The organism is Faecalibacterium sp. AF28-13AC, from assembly GCF_003478405.1.
In the GTDB taxonomy this organism is placed as follows: domain Bacteria; phylum Bacillota; class Clostridia; order Oscillospirales; family Ruminococcaceae; genus Faecalibacterium; species Faecalibacterium prausnitzii_E.
Genome location: NZ_QUFG01000008.1, coordinates 1 through 20,638, shown reverse-complemented (window position 1 = coordinate 20,638; position 20,638 = coordinate 1). Strand labels below are relative to the sequence as shown.

The 20,638-nt window shown below is 60.9% G+C and carries 21 protein-coding genes and 1 tRNA gene; 12 read left to right on the top strand and 10 right to left on the bottom strand.

Annotated features, from left to right (window positions below; genetic code table 11):
• Nucleotides 1-2 precede the first annotated feature (2 nt).
• The 5 genes from aroB to DWY95_RS11905 all read right to left on the bottom strand — a co-directional run bounded on the left by aroB (nucleotide 3) and on the right by DWY95_RS11905 (nucleotide 3,955).
• Nucleotides 3-1,046 (bottom strand): 3-dehydroquinate synthase, encoded by a 1,044-nt coding sequence (gene aroB / locus DWY95_RS11920; protein WP_097791832.1) that lies wholly within the window; start codon nucleotides 1,044-1,046, stop codon nucleotides 3-5.
• Complete coding sequence (locus DWY95_RS11915) at nucleotides 1,043-2,113, bottom strand: prephenate dehydratase domain-containing protein (RefSeq protein ID WP_097791833.1); 1,071 nt, start codon at nucleotides 2,111-2,113, stop codon at nucleotides 1,043-1,045. Before DWY95_RS11915 ends, aroB begins: the two co-directional genes overlap by 4 nt.
• A gap of 177 nt (nucleotides 2,114-2,290) precedes the next feature.
• The gene (locus tag DWY95_RS17100; protein ID WP_158577559.1) at nucleotides 2,291-2,452 is read right to left on the bottom strand and encodes a hypothetical protein; all 162 of its coding nucleotides are present in this window, start codon (nucleotides 2,450-2,452) and stop codon (nucleotides 2,291-2,293) included.
• A gap of 4 nt (nucleotides 2,453-2,456) precedes the next feature.
• Nucleotides 2,457-3,221 carry a hypothetical protein gene (locus DWY95_RS11910; protein ID WP_097791834.1) on the bottom strand — a complete coding sequence of 255 codons (765 nt, stop codon included), beginning with the start codon at nucleotides 3,219-3,221 and terminating at the stop codon, nucleotides 2,457-2,459.
• 8 nt (nucleotides 3,222-3,229) lie between these two features.
• Complete coding sequence (locus tag DWY95_RS11905; protein ID WP_118553668.1) at nucleotides 3,230-3,955, bottom strand: lysophospholipid acyltransferase family protein; 726 nt, start codon at nucleotides 3,953-3,955, stop codon at nucleotides 3,230-3,232.
• Nucleotides 3,956-4,172: 217 nt separating this feature from the next.
• On the opposite strand from DWY95_RS11905, the gene DWY95_RS11900 reads away from it, so the two are divergent.
• The 7 genes from DWY95_RS11900 (at nucleotide 4,173) to DWY95_RS11870 (ending at nucleotide 11,868) form a co-directional block, all read left to right on the top strand.
• Nucleotides 4,173-5,021, top strand: coding sequence for a DUF624 domain-containing protein (locus DWY95_RS11900; RefSeq protein WP_118553667.1), 849 nt, complete (start codon nucleotides 4,173-4,175; stop codon nucleotides 5,019-5,021).
• A 32-nt stretch (nucleotides 5,022-5,053) separates the two neighbouring features.
• Entirely contained in the window at nucleotides 5,054-6,436 is a 1,383-nt protein-coding gene (locus tag DWY95_RS11895; RefSeq protein ID WP_118553666.1) for a hypothetical protein, read from the top strand.
• Between the two features lie 58 nt (nucleotides 6,437-6,494).
• Complete coding sequence (locus tag DWY95_RS11890; RefSeq protein WP_097791838.1) at nucleotides 6,495-7,103, top strand: cytidylate kinase-like family protein; 609 nt, start codon at nucleotides 6,495-6,497, stop codon at nucleotides 7,101-7,103.
• A 151-nt stretch (nucleotides 7,104-7,254) separates the two neighbouring features.
• Nucleotides 7,255-8,607 (top strand): MATE family efflux transporter, encoded by a 1,353-nt coding sequence (locus DWY95_RS11885; protein ID WP_187116986.1) that lies wholly within the window; start codon nucleotides 7,255-7,257, stop codon nucleotides 8,605-8,607.
• Nucleotides 8,608-8,652: 45 nt separating this feature from the next.
• Nucleotides 8,653-9,357, top strand: coding sequence for a DUF308 domain-containing protein (locus tag DWY95_RS11880; protein WP_118553664.1), 705 nt, complete (start codon nucleotides 8,653-8,655; stop codon nucleotides 9,355-9,357).
• A 92-nt stretch (nucleotides 9,358-9,449) separates the two neighbouring features.
• Nucleotides 9,450-10,862: an FAD-dependent protein gene (locus DWY95_RS11875; protein ID WP_097791841.1), complete on the top strand. Its 1,413-nt coding sequence runs from the start codon at nucleotides 9,450-9,452 to the stop codon at nucleotides 10,860-10,862.
• Nucleotides 10,863-11,067: 205 nt separating this feature from the next.
• Entirely contained in the window at nucleotides 11,068-11,868 is an 801-nt protein-coding gene (locus DWY95_RS11870; RefSeq protein ID WP_118553663.1) for a MurR/RpiR family transcriptional regulator, read from the top strand.
• 52 nt (nucleotides 11,869-11,920) lie between these two features.
• On the opposite strand, the gene DWY95_RS11865 is transcribed toward DWY95_RS11870, so the two are convergent.
• Together DWY95_RS11865 and DWY95_RS11860 are read right to left on the bottom strand one after the other, a co-directional pair.
• On the bottom strand, nucleotides 11,921-13,129 hold the full coding sequence (locus DWY95_RS11865) for an aminotransferase class I/II-fold pyridoxal phosphate-dependent enzyme (RefSeq protein ID WP_118553662.1): 1,209 nt from the start codon (nucleotides 13,127-13,129) through the stop codon (nucleotides 11,921-11,923).
• A gap of 266 nt (nucleotides 13,130-13,395) precedes the next feature.
• A tRNA-Pro gene (locus tag DWY95_RS11860) sits at nucleotides 13,396-13,471 on the bottom strand.
• A 187-nt stretch (nucleotides 13,472-13,658) separates the two neighbouring features.
• Here DWY95_RS11860 and DWY95_RS11855 point away from each other — a divergent pair.
• Complete coding sequence (locus tag DWY95_RS11855) at nucleotides 13,659-14,804, top strand: MFS transporter (protein WP_118553661.1); 1,146 nt, start codon at nucleotides 13,659-13,661, stop codon at nucleotides 14,802-14,804.
• Nucleotides 14,805-14,835: 31 nt separating this feature from the next.
• Here DWY95_RS11855 and DWY95_RS11850 read toward each other — a convergent pair whose 3' ends face one another.
• The gene (locus DWY95_RS11850; protein ID WP_097791860.1) at nucleotides 14,836-15,162 is read right to left on the bottom strand and encodes a helix-turn-helix domain-containing protein; all 327 of its coding nucleotides are present in this window, start codon (nucleotides 15,160-15,162) and stop codon (nucleotides 14,836-14,838) included.
• Nucleotides 15,163-15,304: 142 nt separating this feature from the next.
• Here DWY95_RS11850 and DWY95_RS11845 point away from each other — a divergent pair, with 142 nt between their 5' ends.
• A complete protein-coding gene (locus DWY95_RS11845; RefSeq protein ID WP_118553660.1) occupies nucleotides 15,305-15,658 on the top strand; it encodes a cupin domain-containing protein in 354 nt (117 codons plus the stop codon).
• Nucleotides 15,659-15,727: 69 nt separating this feature from the next.
• On the opposite strand, the gene DWY95_RS11840 is transcribed toward DWY95_RS11845, so the two are convergent.
• Nucleotides 15,728-16,354: an epoxyqueuosine reductase QueH gene (locus DWY95_RS11840; protein WP_097791846.1), complete on the bottom strand. Its 627-nt coding sequence runs from the start codon at nucleotides 16,352-16,354 to the stop codon at nucleotides 15,728-15,730.
• 280 nt (nucleotides 16,355-16,634) lie between these two features.
• Between DWY95_RS11840 and DWY95_RS11835 the strand changes: the two genes are divergently transcribed.
• The 3 genes from DWY95_RS11835 (at nucleotide 16,635) to DWY95_RS11825 (ending at nucleotide 19,263) form a co-directional block, all read left to right on the top strand.
• Nucleotides 16,635-16,838, top strand: coding sequence for a DUF896 domain-containing protein (locus DWY95_RS11835; protein WP_097791847.1), 204 nt, complete (start codon nucleotides 16,635-16,637; stop codon nucleotides 16,836-16,838).
• A gap of 187 nt (nucleotides 16,839-17,025) precedes the next feature.
• Entirely contained in the window at nucleotides 17,026-18,318 is a 1,293-nt protein-coding gene (locus tag DWY95_RS11830; protein ID WP_118553659.1) for an adenylosuccinate synthase, read from the top strand.
• A 45-nt stretch (nucleotides 18,319-18,363) separates the two neighbouring features.
• Nucleotides 18,364-19,263 carry a DegV family protein gene (locus DWY95_RS11825; RefSeq protein ID WP_118553658.1) on the top strand — a complete coding sequence of 300 codons (900 nt, stop codon included), beginning with the start codon at nucleotides 18,364-18,366 and terminating at the stop codon, nucleotides 19,261-19,263.
• 61 nt (nucleotides 19,264-19,324) lie between these two features.
• Here the strand turns inward: DWY95_RS11825 and aroD are convergent, their stop codons facing one another.
• Complete coding sequence (aroD, locus tag DWY95_RS11820; protein ID WP_118553657.1) at nucleotides 19,325-20,083, bottom strand: type I 3-dehydroquinate dehydratase; 759 nt, start codon at nucleotides 20,081-20,083, stop codon at nucleotides 19,325-19,327.
• Nucleotides 20,084-20,638 lie beyond the last annotated feature (555 nt).

Below are 20,638 nucleotides of genomic sequence, written 5' to 3'. Positions count from 1 at the left end.
GGTCATTCCTCCATGCCCAGCAGGGGGCGCAGGCCCTCCACCGGGATGGTCTCAGCGCGCCAGCAGCCCAGACCCGGCACCTTGATGATGGTGATCTGACCGCCCTGCGCCTTTTTGTCGTGCAGCATCTCGGCCAGCACCTTTTCTTTGTTGTAGGTGGTGCGCAGGGGCAGGCCCAGGCGGCGGTAGACCGCCCGCACTCGCTTTTGCAGCGCCTTGGATTCGATCATAGGCAGCATCCCCAGCGCCACGCACTCGCCGTGGAACAGGCCCACGGTGCGGCGGCCCTTGATGCCCTTGACGGCCTCGATGCCGTGGCCGATGGTGTGGCCGAAGTTGAGGGCCTTGCGCATCCCGCGCTCGGTCTCATCCTGCTCGACGATGTTTTTCTTGAACCGCAGGCTGCGGTAGATGATCTCGTTGATCTGGCCGTCGATGTCGCCCTTTTCAAAGATGCCGAACAGCTCCGGGTCGGCCAGCAGGCTGGCCTTGACCGCCTCGGCCAGGCCGTTGATGTAGTGGCGGCGGGGGAGCGTGGCCAGCGTATCCGGGTCCACGATGACCAGTTTAGGCTGCCAGAAGGCACCCACGATGTTCTTGGTATCGCCCAGATCCACCGCCGTCTTGCCGCCGATGGAGGAATCGATCATCGAGAGCGTGGTGGTGGGGCAGTTGATGAAGTCGATGCCCCGCATATAGATGGAGGCAGCAAATCCGGCCAGGTCGCCCACGACGCCGCCGCCCACCGCCACGACCAGGTCGCCGCGGCCCATGTTGAAATCGAGCATCTGCTGTAAAACGCTCTCCAGGATCTTGAAGCTCTTGCTGGCCTCGCCCTGGGGCACCGTGATGATCCGGGCCTCGCGGCACTGGTCGGCCACCCGCTGGGCATACTGGGCCGGGACGCCGCTGTCGGTGACGACGGCCACCCTGCGGTCCAGCCGGGCGAACTGGTACAGGTTCTCCAGTGCGCCGTTCTTCAGGATGATGTCATAGCTGCGCTCGCCCAGATTCATGGTGAGCTTGGTTCCGATAAAATCGCTCATTTGTTGTACACTCCTAACAGCCGTACCGTGCGGCAGACATGGTTCAGCGCGCGCAGCAGCGCGGCGGTCTCTTCGGCGGTGGGGTCGCCCACCAGCTCAACGTAAAAATAGTAATCGAAGGGGACATGGGGCAGCGGGCGGCTCTTGATGGACTCCATATCGTAGCCGCTGGCACCGATGATCTGGATGACCTCGGCCAGCTTGCCGGGCTTGTTGTCCACCGTGAACAGCAGCGAGAAGCGGTTGCCCGCCGTGGGCTTTTCGCGGCTGAGGACGATGAACCGGGTGGTGTTGTCGCCATCGGTGTTGATGCTGGGCACCAGAACTTCCAGCCCGTACAGCGCCGCCGTTTCCACACTGGCGATGGCCGCCTGCGTCCGGTCGCCGCTCTCGGCCACGAACTTGGCCGCCATGGCCGTGTTGGGCATGGCCGTGGCCGGCAGGCGGAACTGCTTTAAGAAGGTCTCGCTCTGGGCAATGGCCTGCTGGTGGCTGTACACATGCTTCAGCTCGCTCAGCGGGGTGCCGGGCAGGACCAGCAGGTTCTGCGAGATGGGCAGATCGTACACATCCACGACCCACAGGGCGGGGTGGTTGTAGCACAGGTCCAGCACGGCGGACACATCGCCCGCGTGGCTGTTCTCAAAGGGAACCACGCCATGGGCAGCATCGCCGCGTTCCACCGCGTCGAAGACCTCGTCCCAGGTGGGGTAGCTGACCGCCTCCGCATGGGGGAAGAGCGCCTTGAGCGCGATGTGCGCAAAGGCTCCCTCCACGCCCTGATAGGCGGCGCGGTTCCGGCCCAGCACCTCGGCCTCGTACTGCTTGGCCACATCCATCATGTGCTGTACGTGGTCGCGGTAATAGGGGCGCAGGGCGGGGTCCTGAATGCGCGCTTCGGCCTTGTCCAGCACCACGGCTTCCCGCGCGGCATCGAAGATCGGCAGGCCGTGGGCCTTTTTGTATTCGGCAACCGCCAACACAGCCGCCATCCGCCGCTCGAACAGCGCGGCCAGCGCGGCGTCCACCGTGTCGATCTCCCGGCGGGCTTTGTCCAGTGCGTCCATGGGTTCCACATCCTTTGTTTTCATGATACCGGAGATGATACGGAATGAGTATACCATAACCCGGACACAGAAACAACAAACCCCGCCCCGGTTCTGTGCGGAGTTTTTTTCAGATTTTGCTTTGGAAAAACGAAAGAGTCTCATCTGCCATCGGGCGGATGAGACTCTTCGATCGGGTCATTTTCGCAGGTCTTCCCGGCTCCGCGCCTTCCCGTAATACCGGCCATAGGGGTTGTCGAGGTCGGCAGCGCGGGGCGGGGCGCGTTCTGGCTCTGGGGGCGGCGGGACGGGCAGGCGGCGGGGGGCACCGACCTCCCGCTTGATCAGGCGGAACCGCATGGCGTCAGTCCTCCGCGCTGGCAGTGGAGACGGCCCCGGCAGTCAGCGCCTGCCAGAACGCTTCGCCGCCCTTGAGGTTGTCGGCGGTGCCGGAATTCCAGGCACCGCGCATCCCGACGTAGAACTGCGCCATGTACTCCTGGCTGTCGCCGCCCTGAGCGTGGGTGGTATCGGCCTGGTATTCACCGAGGCCCAGCCCGGTCAGGGCGGGGCAGTCGGTCCACCGGTAGACCATGTTCCACCAGTCACCGTCGCTGCCGGGTTCAGGCAGGCTGCCGTCGAGGTAGCGCAGGGTACCGGTGCTCTCTTCAAAGCCCGCCGGGTCGTACAGCAGAAAGACCGCGCTCAGACCGCCCTGCACATCGGCGGCCAGCTTAGTGGTGCCCGCCATGGTCAGGTAGGCTGCGCTCTCGGTCTGGGTCTCCTCGTCGGAATAGTCCAGCGTATAGACGTTCAGGGTCACGACCACCTTGCCGTCGCCGTTCCGGTCTTCGCCGAATTGGGCAAGCTGGGTCTGGAGCGCATCCACAGTATCCTCCGGCAGGTAGTAGGGGGCCACCACGGCCACATTGTAATCGGCCTTGGTGGTAAAGAAATACTGCCCGATGAAGTTGTACGCCACAAAGGCCACGGCGATGCCGATGAGGATCACCCACTTCAGGTTATAATCCCACCAGTTGGCCCAGCGTTCTTTCCGGGTATACTGTTTTTCCCGGCGGGGTTTGAGGTCGCCGGGCTGGATGTCGCGTTCGTAACGATAGCTTGCCATAGTTCTCCTTAAAGCTGTGCGAGGATGGTCTGGCGGACGGCTTCGGGCAGCTGTTTCTGCTCTGCCTTGCTCATGCCGACCGTCCGGATGGGCGGCAGGATGCGGATGTGGATGGAACCGGGGGTCGCGCGGTTGCCGTGGGCCTCGAACAGGCCGCGGGCACCGGAGATGGCCACCGGCACCACCGGGGCACCGGTCTTGATGGCGATGCGGAACGCACCGGCCTTGAACTCGCCTGCGCCGCCCTCTTCGCCCTTATAGCGGGTGCCTTCGGGGAAGATGACGAAGCTCTTGCCGCTCTCCACGATGGCCGTGGCATCGTTCAGCGCCTTGACGGACGCGCGGATGTCGTCGCGCTTGACGAAAACGCAGCCCAGCAGCTTCATCCAGCGGTTGAGCAGAGGGATCTTTTCCAGCTCCTCTTTCGCCAGGATGCCGTGGGGCGCATCCAGCGCCGCCAGAAGCAGCGGGATGTCGTAGTAGCTGCGGTGGTTGCCCACGAAGACGCAGGGGCCGTCCTTTGGGATGTTCTCCTGCCCTTCCACCGCCAGCCGTGCGCCGGTCACTTTCAGGATGCCCCGGCTCCAGTGCGGGATATGCTTGTTGATGATCTGCTCCACGGTATCCATGTCCCCGGCGGCGAGGGCGCGCTCGGCCCGGCGGAGCACACCGTAGTGGACGATCATATAGCCAAACAGATATACAAACATCGCGATCGTGCGAAGAATGCTCATGATACGTTCCTCCTTCTGGCCTGAAAAGCCTGTTTCATTGTACCACACTTTGGGCGAAAATGGGAGCCGAAACACTTTTTTTACAAATGAAGGGCCGGATGGCTTGCAAAATTCACAAAATCCGGGTATATTTATAGAAAGAAAGGTAGCACAATGGGCAGTTCCTTTTCCTTCTGCCCCGCGGCACCGAGCCAAACCAGAAAGGGTTCGAAACAAAATGGGTCTTTTTCCTTCTGCAAATGATTTCCGCAAGGCCGGGCCGGGCGTCGAGAAGGACACCCCCCGCAAAACGGGCATCGGCCGCTTTTTTGAGCTGGTCGGGCGCGACATGTCCGGCATGTTCCTGGCCAATCTGCTCACCTGCATCGGCTTTCTGCCGGTCATCTGCCTGGTGTATGTCGGTTTTCTGATGAACAACCTCACCGTCATGGTGGTCAGCGCCATCGCGGGCGGCATCCTGGCCGGCCCCGCACTGGCGGGCATGTACGACACCGTGCTCCGCGCCCTGCGCGATGAAGCGGGCTACTGGTGGACCACCTACCGCCGCGCGTTCAAACGGAACTTCAAAGCCGCCATCCTGCCCGGCATCGTCTACTGCACCGTCATCACCATCCAGATCTTCCTCGTCTATTTCTGCTTCAACATGCTGTACCACGGCACCAACGTCGGCCTGCCCATGTGGGTGGCCACGGTGCTGAACCTGGTGCTGTTCCACATGCTGTTTGCCTACCTGTGGCCGCAGGTGGTTCTGCTGGACCAGCCCTTCCACCAGACGCTGAAGAACTGCCTGAACTGCATGATCGCCTTCTTGCCCCACGCGCTGGCGTCCGCCATCGTGACCATCCTGTTCTGGGGCGTCGTCATCCTGTGCATGCCGCTGGGCATCTTCCTGATGCTCGTCTTCGGCTTTTGGTTCCAGACCGAGGTCTGCTGCCAGATCGTCTACGGAGACGTGAACCGCGTCTTCCACATCGAGGAGAGCCTCCAGAAACTGCACGACGCCGAGCTGGACGCCGCCCTCCGGGAGGAATACGGCGAAGACGAGCCGGACGGCACCGAACACTGATCTTTCACCGATGCGCAAAGGAGAACCGTGCGATGGAACAACGAAATAACCTCGTGTTGCAGGGCACCGAGACCTTCTCCCGCGGCGCGCTGGACAATGTCGCGCTGGAAAGCGGCGCTTTGGTGCTGGACAGCTCCGCCGGGCGGTATCTGCCCTACGGCAGCTACACCACGCCGGAGTTCGCGATGCCGGCTTTCTGCAACCTGAACGTCAGCTGGAACGCCAGCGCCCCCCATAACACGATGGTGGAGGTGCGCTGCCGGGTCTATGCCGGGAACACCTGGACCGGCTGGATGAGCTTTGGCAAGTGGGCCCCGGATTACCCCCGCTGCAGCATCAACGCCCAGAGCGAGGACGGGATGATCTTCCTGCTGGGGGACACCGTCACCGTGGCCACGCCGGGCGGCGGCACCGGCATCCAATTGCAGGTCAACCTCTCGACCAACGACGACAAATCCACCCCCGCTGTGCGGCTGCTGGCTGCTGCCGTCCGCCCCCTGACCTGGGAAAAACACGAGGGTCGGCCGCTGAACCGGCGGCTTTACCTGCCGGAATACTGCTTCTCTGCCCACGACCCCAGCTTTGGCCGGGAGATGGACCTGCCCCTCGTCATGGCGGCGCTGATGAACCGCTGGGGTGAGGACATCCTGCCCGAAGAGGTGGCCTACGCCATGGAGGACAACGCCACCCGGAGCACCGGCAACACCGCCTTTGCAGCGGCTGCCGCGGGCTGCTGCGGCTTTCCCTGCTGGCAGGCCTGGATGGACCTGCAGGATCTGCGCACCCAGATCCACGACGACTGCCCCGTTGCCGTCCGGGTCGAGCGCCGCATCCGGGGCCAGCGTGACCCGGTGGGCATCTGGATGGGGCTGCGGGGCTTTGGCCACGACGACGCCGTGATGGCCGATTATGTCCTGCTCAACGACCCCACCGCCGACAGCGACGGCTCCGTCAACTGCACCATGGCGCTGTCGGATTTCCTGCGCTACTTCACAGGCCGGGCCATCGCCCTGCAGCGCAAGCCCAGAGATGCGGCCGCCGACCTGCCCAACCGCGTCCGCTGCGAACTGGCCCGCAGCGAGGATGGCCGCTGCTATTACTTCGAGCAGCGGGGCCAGCGCGACCTGCTGCCGGATGATTTCTCCGGCTGGACCGCCTACACCCTGCACGACGGCATCGCCCATGCCACCACGGCCCACCGGACGTTCCGCCGGATGGAGCGCACCCCGGACGGAGGCCTGTGCTTCCCGCCCGAACAGCTGGCCGCAGGCGGGCGGTGCAGCGTTTACGCCGTAGACCAGACCGGCCGGATGCGGGTCGCGGAAGTCCGCCTGCCCGCGCCGCCCAGACCCCCGGCAGCACCGCCTGCCGCACCTCAGAATGACCCCCAGAGCACCGGGCAGCCGGACCTCTAGGCCCGCCCCCGCCAAACGCTTTCCGGGGATAAAAACTGTTACATAGGAGGAACACATTATGGCAAAGACGATCATCACCATTGGCCGTGAGTACTGCACCGGCGGCAACTACATCGCAGAGGATGTTGCAAATGCTCTGGGCATCAAGCTCTACGACAAGGAGCTGATCACCATGGCAGCCAAACACTCCGGCCTGTCCGAGGAGGCTGTTGCCGCCAGCGAGAAACGCCACACCCACAGCCTGCTGTACAGCCTGTACACCATGGGCAACGAGCTGCCGCTGGGCGATCAGGTGTTCATCCTGCAGAGCCGCATCATCAAGCAGCTGGCAGAGGAAGGCCCCTGTGTCATCCTGGGCCGCTGCGGTGACTATGTGCTGCGGGACCGCAAGGACGTGCTGCGCGTCTTCATCTATGCGCCGGTGGAGTGGCGCCGTGAGCTGGCCAAGACCGACCCTCTGGTCAAGGCACACGACGAGAAGGGCATCAAGGAAGAGATCGAGAAGACCGACCGCAACCGCTCGGCCTACTACAACTACTACACCCAGAACCGCTGGGGTGATGCCCACAACTACGACCTTGCCATCAACGCCGCCCTGGGCCGCGAGACCTGCGTGAAGATGATCCTGGACGCAGTGGCTGCCAAGGAAAAGGCTGCGGAGAAGTAACCGCTCCGGGCTGCAAAGTCAAAAAACAATGATGCTGCGTGGGTAGGGTGCTTTGGCGCTCTGCCCACGTTTCAAGCATAGAGAAAAAACGTCAAAAGGAGAAATCGTGGAAAACAAGCAGACCAATCCCCCCACCACCCAGGAAAACATCATGGGCACCATGGCCATCAATCCGCTGCTCGTCAAGCTGAGCATCCCGATGATGGTCTCGATGCTGGTCCAGGCACTTTATAATGTCGTGGACTCCATCTTCGTTTCGCATGTCAGCGAAGGTGCGCTGACCGCCGTTTCGCTGGCCTTCTCGCTGCAGAACATGATGATCGCCGTCGGTGTCGGCACCGGCGTCGGCGTCAACGCCCTGCTGTCCAAGAGCCTGGGTGAAAAAGACCAGGAGCGCGCCAACAGGACGGCTGAAAACGGCATCTTCCTGGCGCTGTGCAGCTTTGCTGCCTTTTTCATCATCGGCCTGACCTGCATGAAGCCGTATTTCTATGCGCAGACCAGTGATGTGGAGATCGCCGAGCAGGGCATCCGCTACCTGACCGTCTGTTCCGTGTTCAGCCTGGGCCTGTTCCTGCAGACCATGAGCGAAAAGCTGCTGGCCGCGACCGGCCGCACCAACCTGAGCATGTGCAGCCAGCTCATCGGTGCCATCGTGAACATCGTGCTCGACCCCATCTTCATCTTCGGCTACTGCGGTGAGGCCCTGTCCGGCACCACCGGCGCGGCAGTGGCCACGGTCGTCGGCCAGTTCTGCGGTGCCGGTGCCGCCATCTTCTTCAACCTGAAGAAGAACCCCGACATCCAGATCAGCTGGCGCGGCTTCCGCCCCAGTGCAGACGCCATCAAGCGCATCTATGTCGTCGGCCTGCCCAGCATCGCCATGCAGTGCGTCGGCAGCGTGATGACCTTCTTCATGAACCAGATCCTGATGGCCTTCTCGGCCACGGCGGTCGCCGTCTTCGGCGTCTACTTCAAGCTCCAGAGCTTCGTCTTCATGCCCATCTTCGGCATGAACAACGGCATGGTGCCCATCATCAGCTACAACTACGGCGCCCGTAATCCCGACCGCGTCAAAAAGACCATCAAGCTGGCCATGTGCTACGCAGAGGGCATCATGCTCATCGGCTTCTGCCTGTTCCAGTTTGCGCCGGACAAGCTGCTGAGCTTCTTCGCCGCCAGCGACGCGATGCTGGCCATCGGCATCCCGGCCATGCGCACCATCTGCTTCCACTTCCTGCTGGCCGGCATGAGCATCATCCTGTCCTCCACCTTCCAGGCGCTGGGCAACGGCATGTTCAGCCTCATCGTCTCCGTCTGCCGCCAGCTGGTCGTCCTGCTGCCTGCCGCCTGGCTGCTGAGCCAGACCGGCAATGTCAACCTGGTGTGGTGGTCGTTCGTCATCGCCGAGCTGGTCAGCGTGACCCTGAGTTTTGTCTTCTTTGCCCGCCTGGACAAAAAGATCATCGAACCCATGTACAACAAAGCTCCTGCCATGCAGTGAGCGGAGCCGGCATTCTCCAAATTGAGAAAGGAACGTGACTGTTTTATGGGAAAGAAGTTGAAATGGAATCTGGTCCTGATGAGCATCCTCTATCTGGGGCTGGGCATCTTCCTGCTGCTGGTGCCGGGCACCGCGATGAACATCGTCTGCTATGCGCTGGGCGGCGTGGTGCTGGCCTGCGCAGCGGTGCAGCTCGTCCGCTACTTTGCGGTGGAGCGCGGTGTCTTCCAGAGCCAGCTGACCCTGATCTCCGGTCTGGTCTGTCTGGGGCTGGGTGCGTTCCTCATCATCCGCAGCGACATCGTGGTGCGCATCCTGCCCATCGTCTTCGGCCTGTTCGTCGTCTTCGACAGTCTGGGCCGCATCCAGAACGCACTGGAGCTGCGCAAGTGCCAGTATCCCAGCTGGAAAGGCTTCCTGCTGCTGGCCGTGCTGAGCATCGTGCTGGGCATCGTCATGATCCTCGACCCCTTCGGCACCATGGAAACGCTGGTCATGGCCATCGGCGTCATCCTCATCGTGGAGGGTGCGCTGAACCTGCTCAGTGCGCTGTACACCGTCATCGCGGTGAAGCGGTTCCTGAAGCTGCACCCGGAGACGCAGTCCATGCTGGAAGCCGTCACCGGGGAAGACCTGAACGGCGACGGCGTCGTCGCCCCGGAGGTCGCCCATGCCGATGTGGAAGCCACTGCCGTCGAACTCGACCATGTGGACGAGAGCGCTGAGGTGGAGCAGGAAGACGACCCGTAAAACAAGCCCGCATAAAAGCCCCCCATCGGGGGAACTGGCCGTAGCGCGGCCTGAAATGGTTTTTATCAAATACAGCAAAGGATTACAGAACAATGGAAAAGTACGATCTGATCATCGTTGGCGCCGGCCCGGCCGGCATCTTTACCGCCGTGGAGCTGCTGCGCCACGGCAGCAAAAAGAAGATCCTGCTGGTGGAAAAAGGCAAGCCGGTGGAAAAGCGCCACTGCCCCAAGGCAGAGCTTGGCCACTGCGTCAACTGCCGCCCCACCTGCGCCATCACCACCGGTTTTTCCGGTGCCGGTGCCTTCTCGGACGGTAAGCTGAGCCTGTCCTATGAGGTCGGCGGCGACCTGCCCAGCCTCATCGGCGAGGAGTTCGCGCAGGAGCTTATCGACTACACCGACAAGATCTATCTGGAGTTCGGCGCAGACCCCCATGTGGAAGGCATCTACACCGGCGAGGAGATCAAGGAGATCCGCAAGAACGCCATCCACGCCGGTCTGAAGCTGGTGGACTGCCCCATCCGCCATCTGGGCACCGAAAAGGCCCAGCAGCTCTATCTGGCCATCCAGAACTATCTGGCCGACAACGGCGTCGAGATGCTTTTCTCCACCGAGTGTGAGAACATCATCCTGGAAGACGAGGTCTGCAAGGGCGTGTATCTCCGCGCGGGCAGCGACAGCGAGCCCCGTGCCGTCTATGCCGACACCGTCGTCATCGGCACCGGCCGCCGCGGCGCGGACTGGCTGGAAAAGATCTGCGCCGAACACCACATCGCCCACAAGCCCGGCACCGTCGATATCGGCGTCCGCGTCGAGTGCCGCAATGAGGTCATGGAGAAGGTCAACAAGGTGCTGTATGAGTCCAAGCTCATCGGCTACCCCAAGCCCTGGAAGAACAAGGTCCGCACCTTCTGCCAGAACCCCGGCGGTTTTGTGGCGCAGGAGAACTACGACAACGACCTGGCCGTCGTCAACGGCCACAGCTTCAAGGAGAAGAAGAGCGAGAACACCAACCTCGCCATCCTCGTCTCCCACAACTTCACCGAACCGTTCAACCAGCCCATCGCCTACGCACAGAAGGTGGGCGAGCTGACCAACATGCTGGGCGCAGGCCACATCATGGTCCAGCGCTACGGCGACATTCTGGACGGCAAGCGCACCTGGGCCAAGGAGCTGGCGCAGTCCAACGTCAAGCCCACCCTGAAGGACGCGGTGGCCGGTGACATCACCGCCGCCATGCCTTACCGCGCCATGACCAACATCATCGAGTTCATCAAGATGCTGGATATGGTCGTGCCCGGCTTTGCCGCCAACGAGACCCTGCTCTACAGCCCGGAGCTGAAGTTCTACTCCAACAAGGTCAAGATGGATGAGAACCTCGACACCAACATTCAGGGCCTGCACTGCCTGGGCGATTCTTCCGGCTGGACCCGCGGCCTGATGATGGCGTCCGTCATGGGCGTGCTCATGGGCCGCAAGCTGGCCGAAAAGGAAGGCTGCTGATCCCCGGAACTCACGATCCCCCGTGCGATTCGCACGGGGGATCTTTTTACCGGTTTTTGCTGGTTTTTGCCCGGATTTGCCAAACTGGCGGTGTTCCGGTCCTGTTCGGCCTCCTTCACAGAAATAATTGATTTTTTTCGCGAAAACTGCTACACTAAGAAAAACTCCACTGAAAGCGCTTCATAGATGTAGGGAGGTATCTTCTATGCGCGATTCTCCGGGAAGCGTCGTCACGCTGCTGTGTTCTGGCATCCAGCTTTACAGCGCGGAACGGCGCATTGCAGACTGCATCCTCAACGATGTGAAATGGGCGTCTGTGGTCACCTCGGCCCAGCTTGCCCGCGCCAGCCAGTCCTCGGAAGCCACCGTCACCCGGCTGTGCCACAAGCTCGGCTTTGACAACTACCGCAAATTCCAGCTGGCACTCGCGCGGGATGTGATGGACCAGCAGGAGACGGAGACCCAGCGCTCCACCAGTCCGGACCCCTTGCGGCAGGCCCTGCAGTCGGTGGAGGCCAACCGGCAGGAAGAGGTGCGCGCCACCATCCAGGCACTCAATCTGCGCCAGCTGCGGAAGGCGATGAGTGTCCTGCGCAGCGCGGAGCTGATCGAGGTCGAAGCCTCCGACAACAGCCTGCCCGTGGCCATGGATGCGTCGCTCAAGCTCGGCAGCCTGGGCAAGCGCTGCATGACCAGCGCCGTGCCCGGCCGGACCAGAGCCTTTGCCGCCACCCTGACCGAGCGGGACGCCCTGCTGCTCATCTCGAACTCCGGCCGCAGCGAGCGCCTGCTGGAAACGGCTCGCGCCGCCCGCGAGCGGGGTGCCTCGGTCCTGCTCATCACCTGCGACCGCCGCTCCCCTCTGGCCGCGCAGGCAGACCACCTGCTGCTGGCCTCCAACCGGGCGCAGCGCATCGTGGCGACCGACCCGGTCCCATCTCTGCTCTCGTCGGCCCTTCTGGTCGAGGTGCTGTACTACCTGCTCCTGACCGAAGAAGACCTCTGACCAACCAAAAAGGGCCCTCTGCCAACCGGCAAAGGGCCCTTTTTCTGCTTCCTTACGCATGGAAGACATACTGGTCCATCCGGCGGAAGGCTTCCTCGATGCGGGAGCGGGGCGAAGCCAGGTTCATCCGCAGATGGCAGGGGCCGTGGAACATTTTTCCGTCCTGCACGGCTACGCCGACCTCCCAGCAGGCCTTTTCCACATCGTCGATGGTCTTGCCGTGGGCGGCGCACCAGTCGGTGCAGTCCACAAAGAGCATATAGGTGCCTTCGGGCTTGGAGACCGTGACGCCCGCAAAGTGCTGCTCGATGTAGTCGCAGGCAAAGTTCACATTGCCGCTCAGCACCTCGCAGAGCTCGTCCGTCCACGCATAGCCTTCGGGCCGATAGGCGCCGATGAGGGCGTGCATGGACAGCACGTTCATCATGTTGTAGTGGTTCAGGCTGGACTCTTTCTCGATGCGGTCACGCCACCAGTTGTTGTACACGATGTGGTAGCTGCCCACGAGACCGGCCAGGTTGAAGGTCTTGGAGGGCGCATAGAAGGCGGCGGTGCGCATCCGGGCATCCTCGCTGACGGACTGGGTGGGGGTGTGCTTGTGGCCGTTCAGGATGATGTCCGACCAGATCTCGTCGGAGACGACGTAGACGTCGTACTTTTTGAACAGCTCCATGGCCTTTTCCAGCTCCCAGCGCTCCCAGACGCGGCCGCAGGGGTTGTGGGGGTTGCACAGGATGGCCGCATGGATATGCTCTTCCTTCAGATGCTTCTCCATGTCCTCAAAATCCATCCGCCAGACGCCGTTCTCGTCCTTCACCAGCGGGGAATGCACGGCCTCGTAGCCGTTGTTCTTCAGGCTCATCGTGAAGCCGATGTAGGTGGGGCTGTGGATCAGGATCTTGTCGCCGCGGGAGCAGACGCAGTTCAGCGCACTGATGACGCCGCCCAGCACACCGTTCTCGTAGCCGATGTGTTCCGGCTTCAGGCCGGTGACGCCGTTGCGCTTCTCATGCCACCGGATGATGCTGTCGAAATACGCATCCGTGGCTTGAAAATAGCCGAAGGCCGGGTGTTTTGCACGCTCAATGATGGCTTCCTGGATGGTGGGCACGGTGGGGAAGTTCATGTCGGCCACCCACATCGGGATAGCGTCAAAGCCCGCCTTCGGGGGAGCCGGGGAGAAGCCGTCGCCCTTCAGGCCGTCCACTGCGATGGCGTCTCTACCGCGGCGGTCCAGGATGGAAGTAAAATCGTATTTCATAAGTGCGCTCCTTCTCAAAAATTTTGTCTGGCCCCACCTTAACACATTTGGGAGCCGGATGCAACCGCCCGCCGGGAAGTTGAAAAAATCGTGCGGAAAAATCACGAATTTCTACGATAAAAAAGAGCCTTCCGGCCGCCGAGTAAAGCACTTTTTGGGGCGATAAGGCACAAATAAGGCACATTCTAGCCAGATTTCAGGATTCTGAAAACAAAGAAAGCCACGATAAAACCGCATTTGTAAACGGTTCATCGTGGCTTTTCTTGTGGTCGGAGTGGCGAGACTCGAACTCGCGGCCTCCTGCTCCCAAAGCAGGCGCGCTACCAACTGCGCAACACCCCGGAAAAATACTATCATAGTATACTCTTTTTTGCGGCGTTCGTCAATCCTGAAGTGCGCGACTTCACGCTCCCGTTGTTTGTGCGCATTTTTATAAGAAAATCCGGTTGCAAAGGCCGGAAGGGATGGTCTATAATGGAAGTTGAGAAGCGGCCAGGAGCCGTTCGATTGCCAAAGTGAGGAGACCGGAATGAACGAGCAGAAAACGCGCCTGCGGAATGCGGGCTTTGTGACTTTCTTTTTCAGCGGCATCTGCGCCATTTCCAGCGGCGTGGTGGTCAGCCTGCTGCAGGAACAGTATGGGTTTGCCTACGGCATGACCGGGACGCTGCTCTCGCTGATGAGCATCGGCAACCTGCTGGCGGGTTTTCTGACCGGTGTGCTGCCGGGTGTGCTGGGGCTGAAACCAAGCATCCTGCTGCTGACCATCGGGTACACCGTCGGCTACGGGATCATGGGCTTTACCGGGGCGGAAGTCCTGCTGGCGGCGGCGTTTTTCCTTGTGGGTGTTGCCAAGGGCAGCGCCATGAACGCCTGCACCATCCTCGTCAGCGACAACTCCGCCGACCGCACCCGCGGCATGAACCTGATGCACAGCTGCTATGCCTGCGGTGCACTGCTCTGCCCGTTCCTCATCGCAGCGGCGGCGCGGGTCAGCACCGCACTGGCGGTGTTCCTGCTGGCGGCGCTGGGCGTGGTGCTCTGGCTGGTCTACTGGAAGACCCCGATGGAAGGCAAGGTCAAGGACCGGAAGGCGGCCATCGACTGGAGCTTTCTGCGCTCCGGCCGGTTCTGGCTGCTGACGGGTCTGCTCTTCTGCCAGAACGCGGCCGAGCAGAGCGTGACCGGCTGGATGGTGACCTATTTCAAGGGCAGCGGCATCATTGCGGGCACACTGGCTGCCTATACCGTGACCGTGATGTGGGGGGCCACACTGGTGGCCCGGCTGCTCATTGCATTCGTGTTCCCGTTCAAGTCCCCGCGCAAGGCGATGGTGGTCATGGCTGTGACCTGCACCCTGTTCTATGTGCTCCTGATGCGGGCCGACAGCCAGCCGGCCGCGATCCTGCTGCTGTTCGCCTTTGCGTTTGCGATGGCAGGCATGAACCCTACCGCAGTGGCCAGCGCGGGCAGGATGACCAGCGTGACCAGCATGGGCATCATGCTGCCCGCTGCGTCCAGCGGTGCCATTCTGATGCCCTGGGTCATCGGCCGTGTGGCAGAGCGCGCGGGCCTTGCCGCCGGGATGGCGATGAACATCGTGCCGTGTGTGGGGCTTATCATCTTCTCCATCCTGGTGGAAAGACTGTCGGAACAGGAATCTGAAAAAAGCTGACGCGGCTGCGTCAGCTTCCGGAACAGATGCTTCATGAAACGACCGATTTATAGTAGGTCCCGAAATCGGCCAGTGCGTCGATGATGGGCAGCATTTTCGTCCCCAGGTCGGTCAGTCTGTATTCGACCCGCGGGGGCAGCTCCTGATAGTCATGCCGGTAAACGAGGCCGTCGTCGATCATCTGCCGCAGGCTGTCCGTCAGAACTTTCTGCGAAATGCCGTCCAGGTCCCGTTGCAATTCGTTGAACCGCCATGGGCGGGTTCTCAGATTACGCAGGATGAGCAGCTTCCATTTGCCGCCGATCAGAGCGACCGCTGTGGCGACCGGACATGCAGGCAGTTCCTCTTTTGTTTTCATCGTCATACACCTCCTGGTCAAGTATAGCACACTCTGTTTTAAGTGTACAGTTATAAAAAAGTGCGTACTTGTTTTTGAATGCGCAGCACAGTAAACTGGAAACAAGCAAGAAACTTGCGAATCTGTTCAGGAGGTCCCTATTATGACAAACTACGAAAAGATCACAGTTGGAAACGAAGGACGTGTGGAGCTTCACGATCAGCTGAAACTGACCGGTGCAGAGGTCAGCATCAACCAGCTTCCGGCCGGTGCGGGGGTGCCTTTCGTGCACTCTCATACGAACAATGAGGAAATCTACGGTATCCTTGCAGGCAAGGGCAAAGCCATTCTTGACGGTGAGGAAGTCGACCTCGCAGCAGGTGACTGGCTGAAGGTTGCCCCGGCGGCAAAGCGTCAGTTCTCCGCAGCAGCGGACAGCGGCATCACCTATCTCTGCATTCAGGTCAAAGAAAACTCTCTCGGTGGATTCACGGCAGAGGATGCAGTGGTGTACTGAGATATGTAGATGAAAATGTCCCGTGTCCGGCATCGCAAGGATGAGGACATGGGACATTTTGCGTTCTGTTTAGACGATGCCTCTTGCTCTGGCGCTGAACTCGCAGCCGCAGTAGTCCTGCCGGTAGAGGCCGTACTCTTCGGATAATTGCAGGCTGCGCAGATAGCCGTTGTGCTTTTTGAAGTCGGAGGGCAAGTGCTTGACGCCGAATTCGGCTTCGAGCGCCTGCCCGATCTCGTTGATCCGCCTGGCGTCCTTATGGGGGCTGATGGACAGGGTGGTGGTGAACCACGCGAAGCCGTGCTCCTGGGCGTACTGTGCGGCCCGGCGCATCCGCAGCCGGTAGCAGACCGTGCACCGGCTCCCGCGCTCCGGCTCCTGTTCCAGCCCGGCGACGGCGGAATAGAACTCCTGCGGGTCGTAGCGGTCTTCTACGACGGTCACGCCCAGCGGGTGAGCCGCCGCCACGAAACGCTCCAGCTCCTCGCCGCGGCGGTGGTATTCCGCAGCAGGCCAGGTGTTGGGGTTGTAGTAGAGCACGGTGATCTCGAAGTGCTCGCACAGCTGCTCCAGCACGGCGCTGGAACAAGGGCCGCAGCAGGCGTGGAGCAGGAGCTTCGGCCGGGCGGGGCCGAGCGTTTTCAACACTTCGTCCATCTGTTGTGCAAAATTCAACTGCTTTGACATAAAACGCATCCTTTGATATACTGATAAAATCGTGAAGCTTATCTTCGTACAACCTCTCCGTCATTGCTTCGCAATGCCACCTCTCCTTGTAGGAGAGGCCTTGGCAGTCCTCGCAAAGTTCCCAGTTTCGCCAGAGGCTCCCCTACTAGGAAAGACTCCCCCGGCCGGGGGAGGTGGCGTGTAAACGCCAGAAGGGGAATGGCTGTCGAGCGTGAGCGAGACTGAGAGGTTGTACAGAGGAAAACTAAATCTATTATAGCACACTTTTGAATAAAAGAGGAGAACTTCGATGACGAATGAAAAAATCGCCCGCATCAATGAGCTGGCGCGCAAGAGCAAGACCACCGGCCTGACCGAAGCCGAAAAGGCGGAGCAGCAGGCCCTCCGGCAGGAGTATGTGGCCGACGTCAAGGCCAGCCTGCGGGCCCAGCTGAACAACACCTCCATCCAGGAGCCGGACGGCACCATCCACAAGATTGGGAAAAAGAACTAAAAATGGAACGTCGGGTTTGTGCAAGAATTTGCGCAGACCCTCTTTTTTTGCCCGCCGAATCGTGCTATACTATACTTGTACTGTTATGACTGCTTGACAGTGCGGTACAAGATTCCCAAGGTGGCGTATCCCGCGCAAAGTGCGCGGAAAAGGCTGTCTTTTGAAAAGGATAAAGAGGTCATTTATTATGCTTACTGCAATTACGGGTATCAACTGGGGCGACGAAGGCAAGGGCCGCATGGTCGACCTGATCAGCCAGGAGTACGACATCGTTGCACGGTATCAGGGCGGCAACAACGCCGGCCACACCGTCAAGAACGAGCGCGGCAAGTTCGTGCTGAACCTGCTGCCCTCCGGCATCCTGCGCCCGGATGTTGTCTGCGTGATGGGCAATGGTATGGTCATCGACCCGCACCATCTGGACGGCGAGATCAACAAGCTGCGCGAGCAGGGCATCTCCATCACCCCCGAAAACCTGAAGATCTCCGACCGTGCGACCATCACCATGCCGTACCATGTGGCACAGGACGGCCTGGAAGAGGCCCGTCTGTCCAAGACCGGCGCACAGTTCGGCTCCACCAAGCGCGGCATTGCATACGCTTACGGCGATAAGTATATGAAGAAGACCCTGCGCATGGGCGATCTGCTGCATCTGGACGAGTCGGTGAAGAAGCGCCTCGTGACCATGGTCGATTCCAAGAATCTGGTCATGGAGGGCAGCTACAATGCCGAGCCCATCCGCGTGGATGAGATGTGGGCATGGCTGGAAAAGTATGCCGCCATCTTCAAGGATTACATCTGCGATGTGGGCCAGTACCTGGCCGATGCAGATGCCGCCGGGAAGAAGGTCCTGTTCGAGGCCCAGCTGGGCGCTCTGCGCGACATCGACTTCGGCATCTACCCCTACACCACCTCTTCCAACGTCATCGGTGCCTATGCACCCATCGGCGCCGGCATTCCGGGCCACAAGCTGACCAACTCCATCGGCGTCATGAAGGCTTACTCTTCCTGCGTCGGCGACGGCCCCTTTGCCGCTGAGCTGGCCATGACCGAAGAGGAGAAGCACGACCTGCGTGAGGCTGGCCACGAGTATGGCGCAGCCACTGGCCGTCCCCGCCGCGTCGGCCCCATCGACCTGGTGGCAAGCCGCTACGGTGTCTTCTGCCAGGGATGCGACGAGGTCGCACTGACCCTGCTGGACGTGCTGGACTACATGGAGAAGATCCCCATGGTCACGGCCTACAAGCTGACCGACGGCACCACGACCACCCGCTTCCCCATGGGCGAGGCTCTGGATACCGCACAGCCCGTGGTGGAGTACCTGCCCGGCTGGCACTGCGACATCACCGCAGCCCGCAAGTGGGAAGATCTGCCCAAGGAAGCACAGGCCTATGTGGAGTACCTGGAAAAGGCTGTCGGCTGCAAGATCACTTATATTTCGGTCGGCGCAGAGCGCGAGGCATACATCCATCGCGCCTGATCTGCTCTGCCTTCCCGGACCGCAATCGAAAAGGAAGCGTCACTTATGTTTGATATCATTACAGACAGCGCCTGCGACCTGACCCCCGAAACGGCGGCCAGGCTGAATGTTGAGGTCATCCCCTTCTATGTCTCGCTGGACGGCGAGCACTACCGCAAAGAGGGCACGGAGATCGCGGTGCGGGACTTCTACCAGTTCATGGTGGACAATCCTTCGGCATACCCCAAGACCAGCCTGCCTTCGCTGGAGGATTTCGAGACGGCGTTCCGCGCCCATGCCGAGGCGGGCCGCCCGGTGCTCTGCCTCTGCTTCACCAGCAAAATGAGCGGCTGCGTGGGCAGCGCCCGCAATGCCCGTGAGCTGGTGCTGGAGGATTACCCGGACGCAAAGATCGAGGTCATGGACACTACGGCGGCGACCGTCACCGAGTCCATCGTGGTGGAAAATGCCGTGGCCATGCGCGACGGCGGCTGCACACTGGAACAGACCGTGGACTGGCTGAGCGCAGAGCGTGCGACGAACCAGATCTTCTTCACGGTGGGCAACCTCGACTACCTCATCAAAGGCGGACGCATCGGCAAGGTCACCGGCCGTGCGGCCAACATCCTGGGCATCAAGCCGATGATCCTTTTCAAGGAGGGCGAGATCTTCTCCGGCGGTGTGGCCCGTGGACGCCAGAAGAGCTTTGAAAAGGCGCTGGAACAGCTGATGGCTTACCTGACCGAGCGGAATGCGACCCCGGATGATTACTGCATCACCGTGGGCTATGGCTACGACGAGGAAGAGGGCAAGCGTCTGTGGATGCAGACCCGCGCTGCGCTCCGCGCCAAATATCCCACCAGCAAGTGCGAAGTCGGCCTGCTGCAGATCGGCTGCACCATTGCCGTCCATACCGGCCCCTATGCGCTGGGCATGGGCGTCATGCGCCGCTGGAAAAAGCAATAAAACAATAAAATGAAATCCCCGCTGTTTCATCTCGAAACGGCGGGGATTTTTTGTGTGCGGTTCAGGAGAGCCGCAGGCTGTCCAGCACGGTGTCCACAACATCCAGCGGCACCTGGCCGGGGGCACTGGCGGTGCCGGGGTTGGCAAAGGTCATGGCCGAGCCGAAGGCCTCGCCGCACAGGCGGCTGACGGTGCCCAGCGCTCCCATGCTCATGGTGATGACGGGCGTTTCGGGGTGGTGGTCGGCCATCTCGGCCGTCGCGGCCAGCAGCTCCAGCACATCGGTGCGGCGGGTGGGCATGACGGCCAGCTTGGGCAGATCGGCCCCGGCCTGCTGCATCTGGAGCATCCGCTCCACGAGCTCGGCGCGGGGCGGCGTCTTCTGGAAGTCGTGGCTGGAACAGACCACCTTCACCCCGGCTGCATGGGCGGCTGCGATCCATTGGGGCAGGCGTTTCCCGGCAGAAAAGAACTCGATGTCCAGCAGGTCGGCGCAGCCGGAAGCACAGACGGCTGCGCAAAAAGCCGCGTACTGGTCGGCGGTCAGGGCCGCTTTTCCGCCCTCGGCCTGGGTGCGGAAGGTGACGAGCAGCAGCTTCTCGCCCAGCGCAGCCCGCAGCCCGCGCAGGCAGCGGCTCAGCGCGTCGGCATCCAGTGCGTCGGCGAACCAGTCGACCCGCCATTCCACACAATCGGCGGAACTTGTGGAAAACGCAGCGGCTTTTTGCAGGATGGCGGCTTCGGTGCGCTCCACGATGGGGACGATGACCTTGGGGCGTCCCTCCCCGATGCAGCAGCGGCGGATGGTGATAGATGACATGGCAGACCCCTCTCTTTCCTTCTTATAATAGAGGGGCGCGGCGGGACTTGTCAAGTCCGCAGCGATTTGTTGGTTTCTTTTTGTGAAAATTAGCCCTTGTGGAACGCCGCGAAATCCAGTACAATAAACCCGGCGAAGGCAGAGCAGCCCACATCCGGGCGGCTCTGCTTTTTTGTAAGGGATAAGGATTTCTTTATATAGAACAGAGAAAGCAGAAAGCGCCTGTGCGGCCCAAATGCATGGACGCTTTTATTGCGTCAAAGGAGATGCAAGTTCCGCGCAAAAAACTGGTAAAAAGGCCGAACCGAGAAAAAAGGGCAAAAAAGTTGAAAAAAGGGGTTGCCAAACGGGCGGGTGTATGGTATTATACTTGAGCGCCAAGCGCTGAGACAAAAGAATGACTTCCGAAGTCCCAGCTGAGAAGCGAGAGAAAAGAACCAATAGACGCTGAAAGACTCCAGTCAGTTCTGAGAAATCGGAAGCGATCCAAGTTCAGAACGTTCGAAACGCTTCGAAAAAAGTGCTTGACAAAAAATCACTTCTGTGATAAAATAA

Coding starts and splice junctions, on each gene's coding strand:
- DWY95_RS11825 (WP_118553658.1), top strand. CDS start 18,364: ATGTTTGATATCATTACAGACAGCGCCTGCGACCTGACCCCCGAAACG.
- DWY95_RS11915 (WP_097791833.1), bottom strand. CDS start 2,113: ATGGACGCACTGGACAAAGCCCGCCGGGAGATCGACACGGTGGACGCC.
- DWY95_RS11850 (WP_097791860.1), bottom strand. CDS start 15,162: ATGAAAACAAAAGAGGAACTGCCTGCATGTCCGGTCGCCACAGCGGTC.
- DWY95_RS11845 (WP_118553660.1), top strand. CDS start 15,305: ATGACAAACTACGAAAAGATCACAGTTGGAAACGAAGGACGTGTGGAG.
- DWY95_RS11870 (WP_118553663.1), top strand. CDS start 11,068: ATGCGCGATTCTCCGGGAAGCGTCGTCACGCTGCTGTGTTCTGGCATC.
- aroD (WP_118553657.1), bottom strand. CDS start 20,083: ATGTCATCTATCACCATCCGCCGCTGCTGCATCGGGGAGGGACGCCCC.
- DWY95_RS11835 (WP_097791847.1), top strand. CDS start 16,635: ATGACGAATGAAAAAATCGCCCGCATCAATGAGCTGGCGCGCAAGAGC.
- DWY95_RS11855 (WP_118553661.1), top strand. CDS start 13,659: ATGAACGAGCAGAAAACGCGCCTGCGGAATGCGGGCTTTGTGACTTTC.
- DWY95_RS17100 (WP_158577559.1), bottom strand. CDS start 2,452: ATGCGGTTCCGCCTGATCAAGCGGGAGGTCGGTGCCCCCCGCCGCCTG.
- DWY95_RS11890 (WP_097791838.1), top strand. CDS start 6,495: ATGGCAAAGACGATCATCACCATTGGCCGTGAGTACTGCACCGGCGGC.
- DWY95_RS11895 (WP_118553666.1), top strand. CDS start 5,054: ATGGAACAACGAAATAACCTCGTGTTGCAGGGCACCGAGACCTTCTCC.
- DWY95_RS11875 (WP_097791841.1), top strand. CDS start 9,450: ATGGAAAAGTACGATCTGATCATCGTTGGCGCCGGCCCGGCCGGCATC.
- DWY95_RS11865 (WP_118553662.1), bottom strand. CDS start 13,129: ATGAAATACGATTTTACTTCCATCCTGGACCGCCGCGGTAGAGACGCC.
- DWY95_RS11830 (WP_118553659.1), top strand. CDS start 17,026: ATGCTTACTGCAATTACGGGTATCAACTGGGGCGACGAAGGCAAGGGC.
- DWY95_RS11885 (WP_187116986.1), top strand. CDS start 7,255: ATGGGCACCATGGCCATCAATCCGCTGCTCGTCAAGCTGAGCATCCCG.
- DWY95_RS11880 (WP_118553664.1), top strand. CDS start 8,653: ATGGGAAAGAAGTTGAAATGGAATCTGGTCCTGATGAGCATCCTCTAT.
- DWY95_RS11910 (WP_097791834.1), bottom strand. CDS start 3,221: ATGGCAAGCTATCGTTACGAACGCGACATCCAGCCCGGCGACCTCAAA.
- DWY95_RS11905 (WP_118553668.1), bottom strand. CDS start 3,955: ATGAGCATTCTTCGCACGATCGCGATGTTTGTATATCTGTTTGGCTAT.
- DWY95_RS11900 (WP_118553667.1), top strand. CDS start 4,173: ATGGGTCTTTTTCCTTCTGCAAATGATTTCCGCAAGGCCGGGCCGGGC.
- DWY95_RS11840 (WP_097791846.1), bottom strand. CDS start 16,354: ATGCGTTTTATGTCAAAGCAGTTGAATTTTGCACAACAGATGGACGAA.
- aroB (WP_097791832.1), bottom strand. CDS start 1,046: ATGAGCGATTTTATCGGAACCAAGCTCACCATGAATCTGGGCGAGCGC.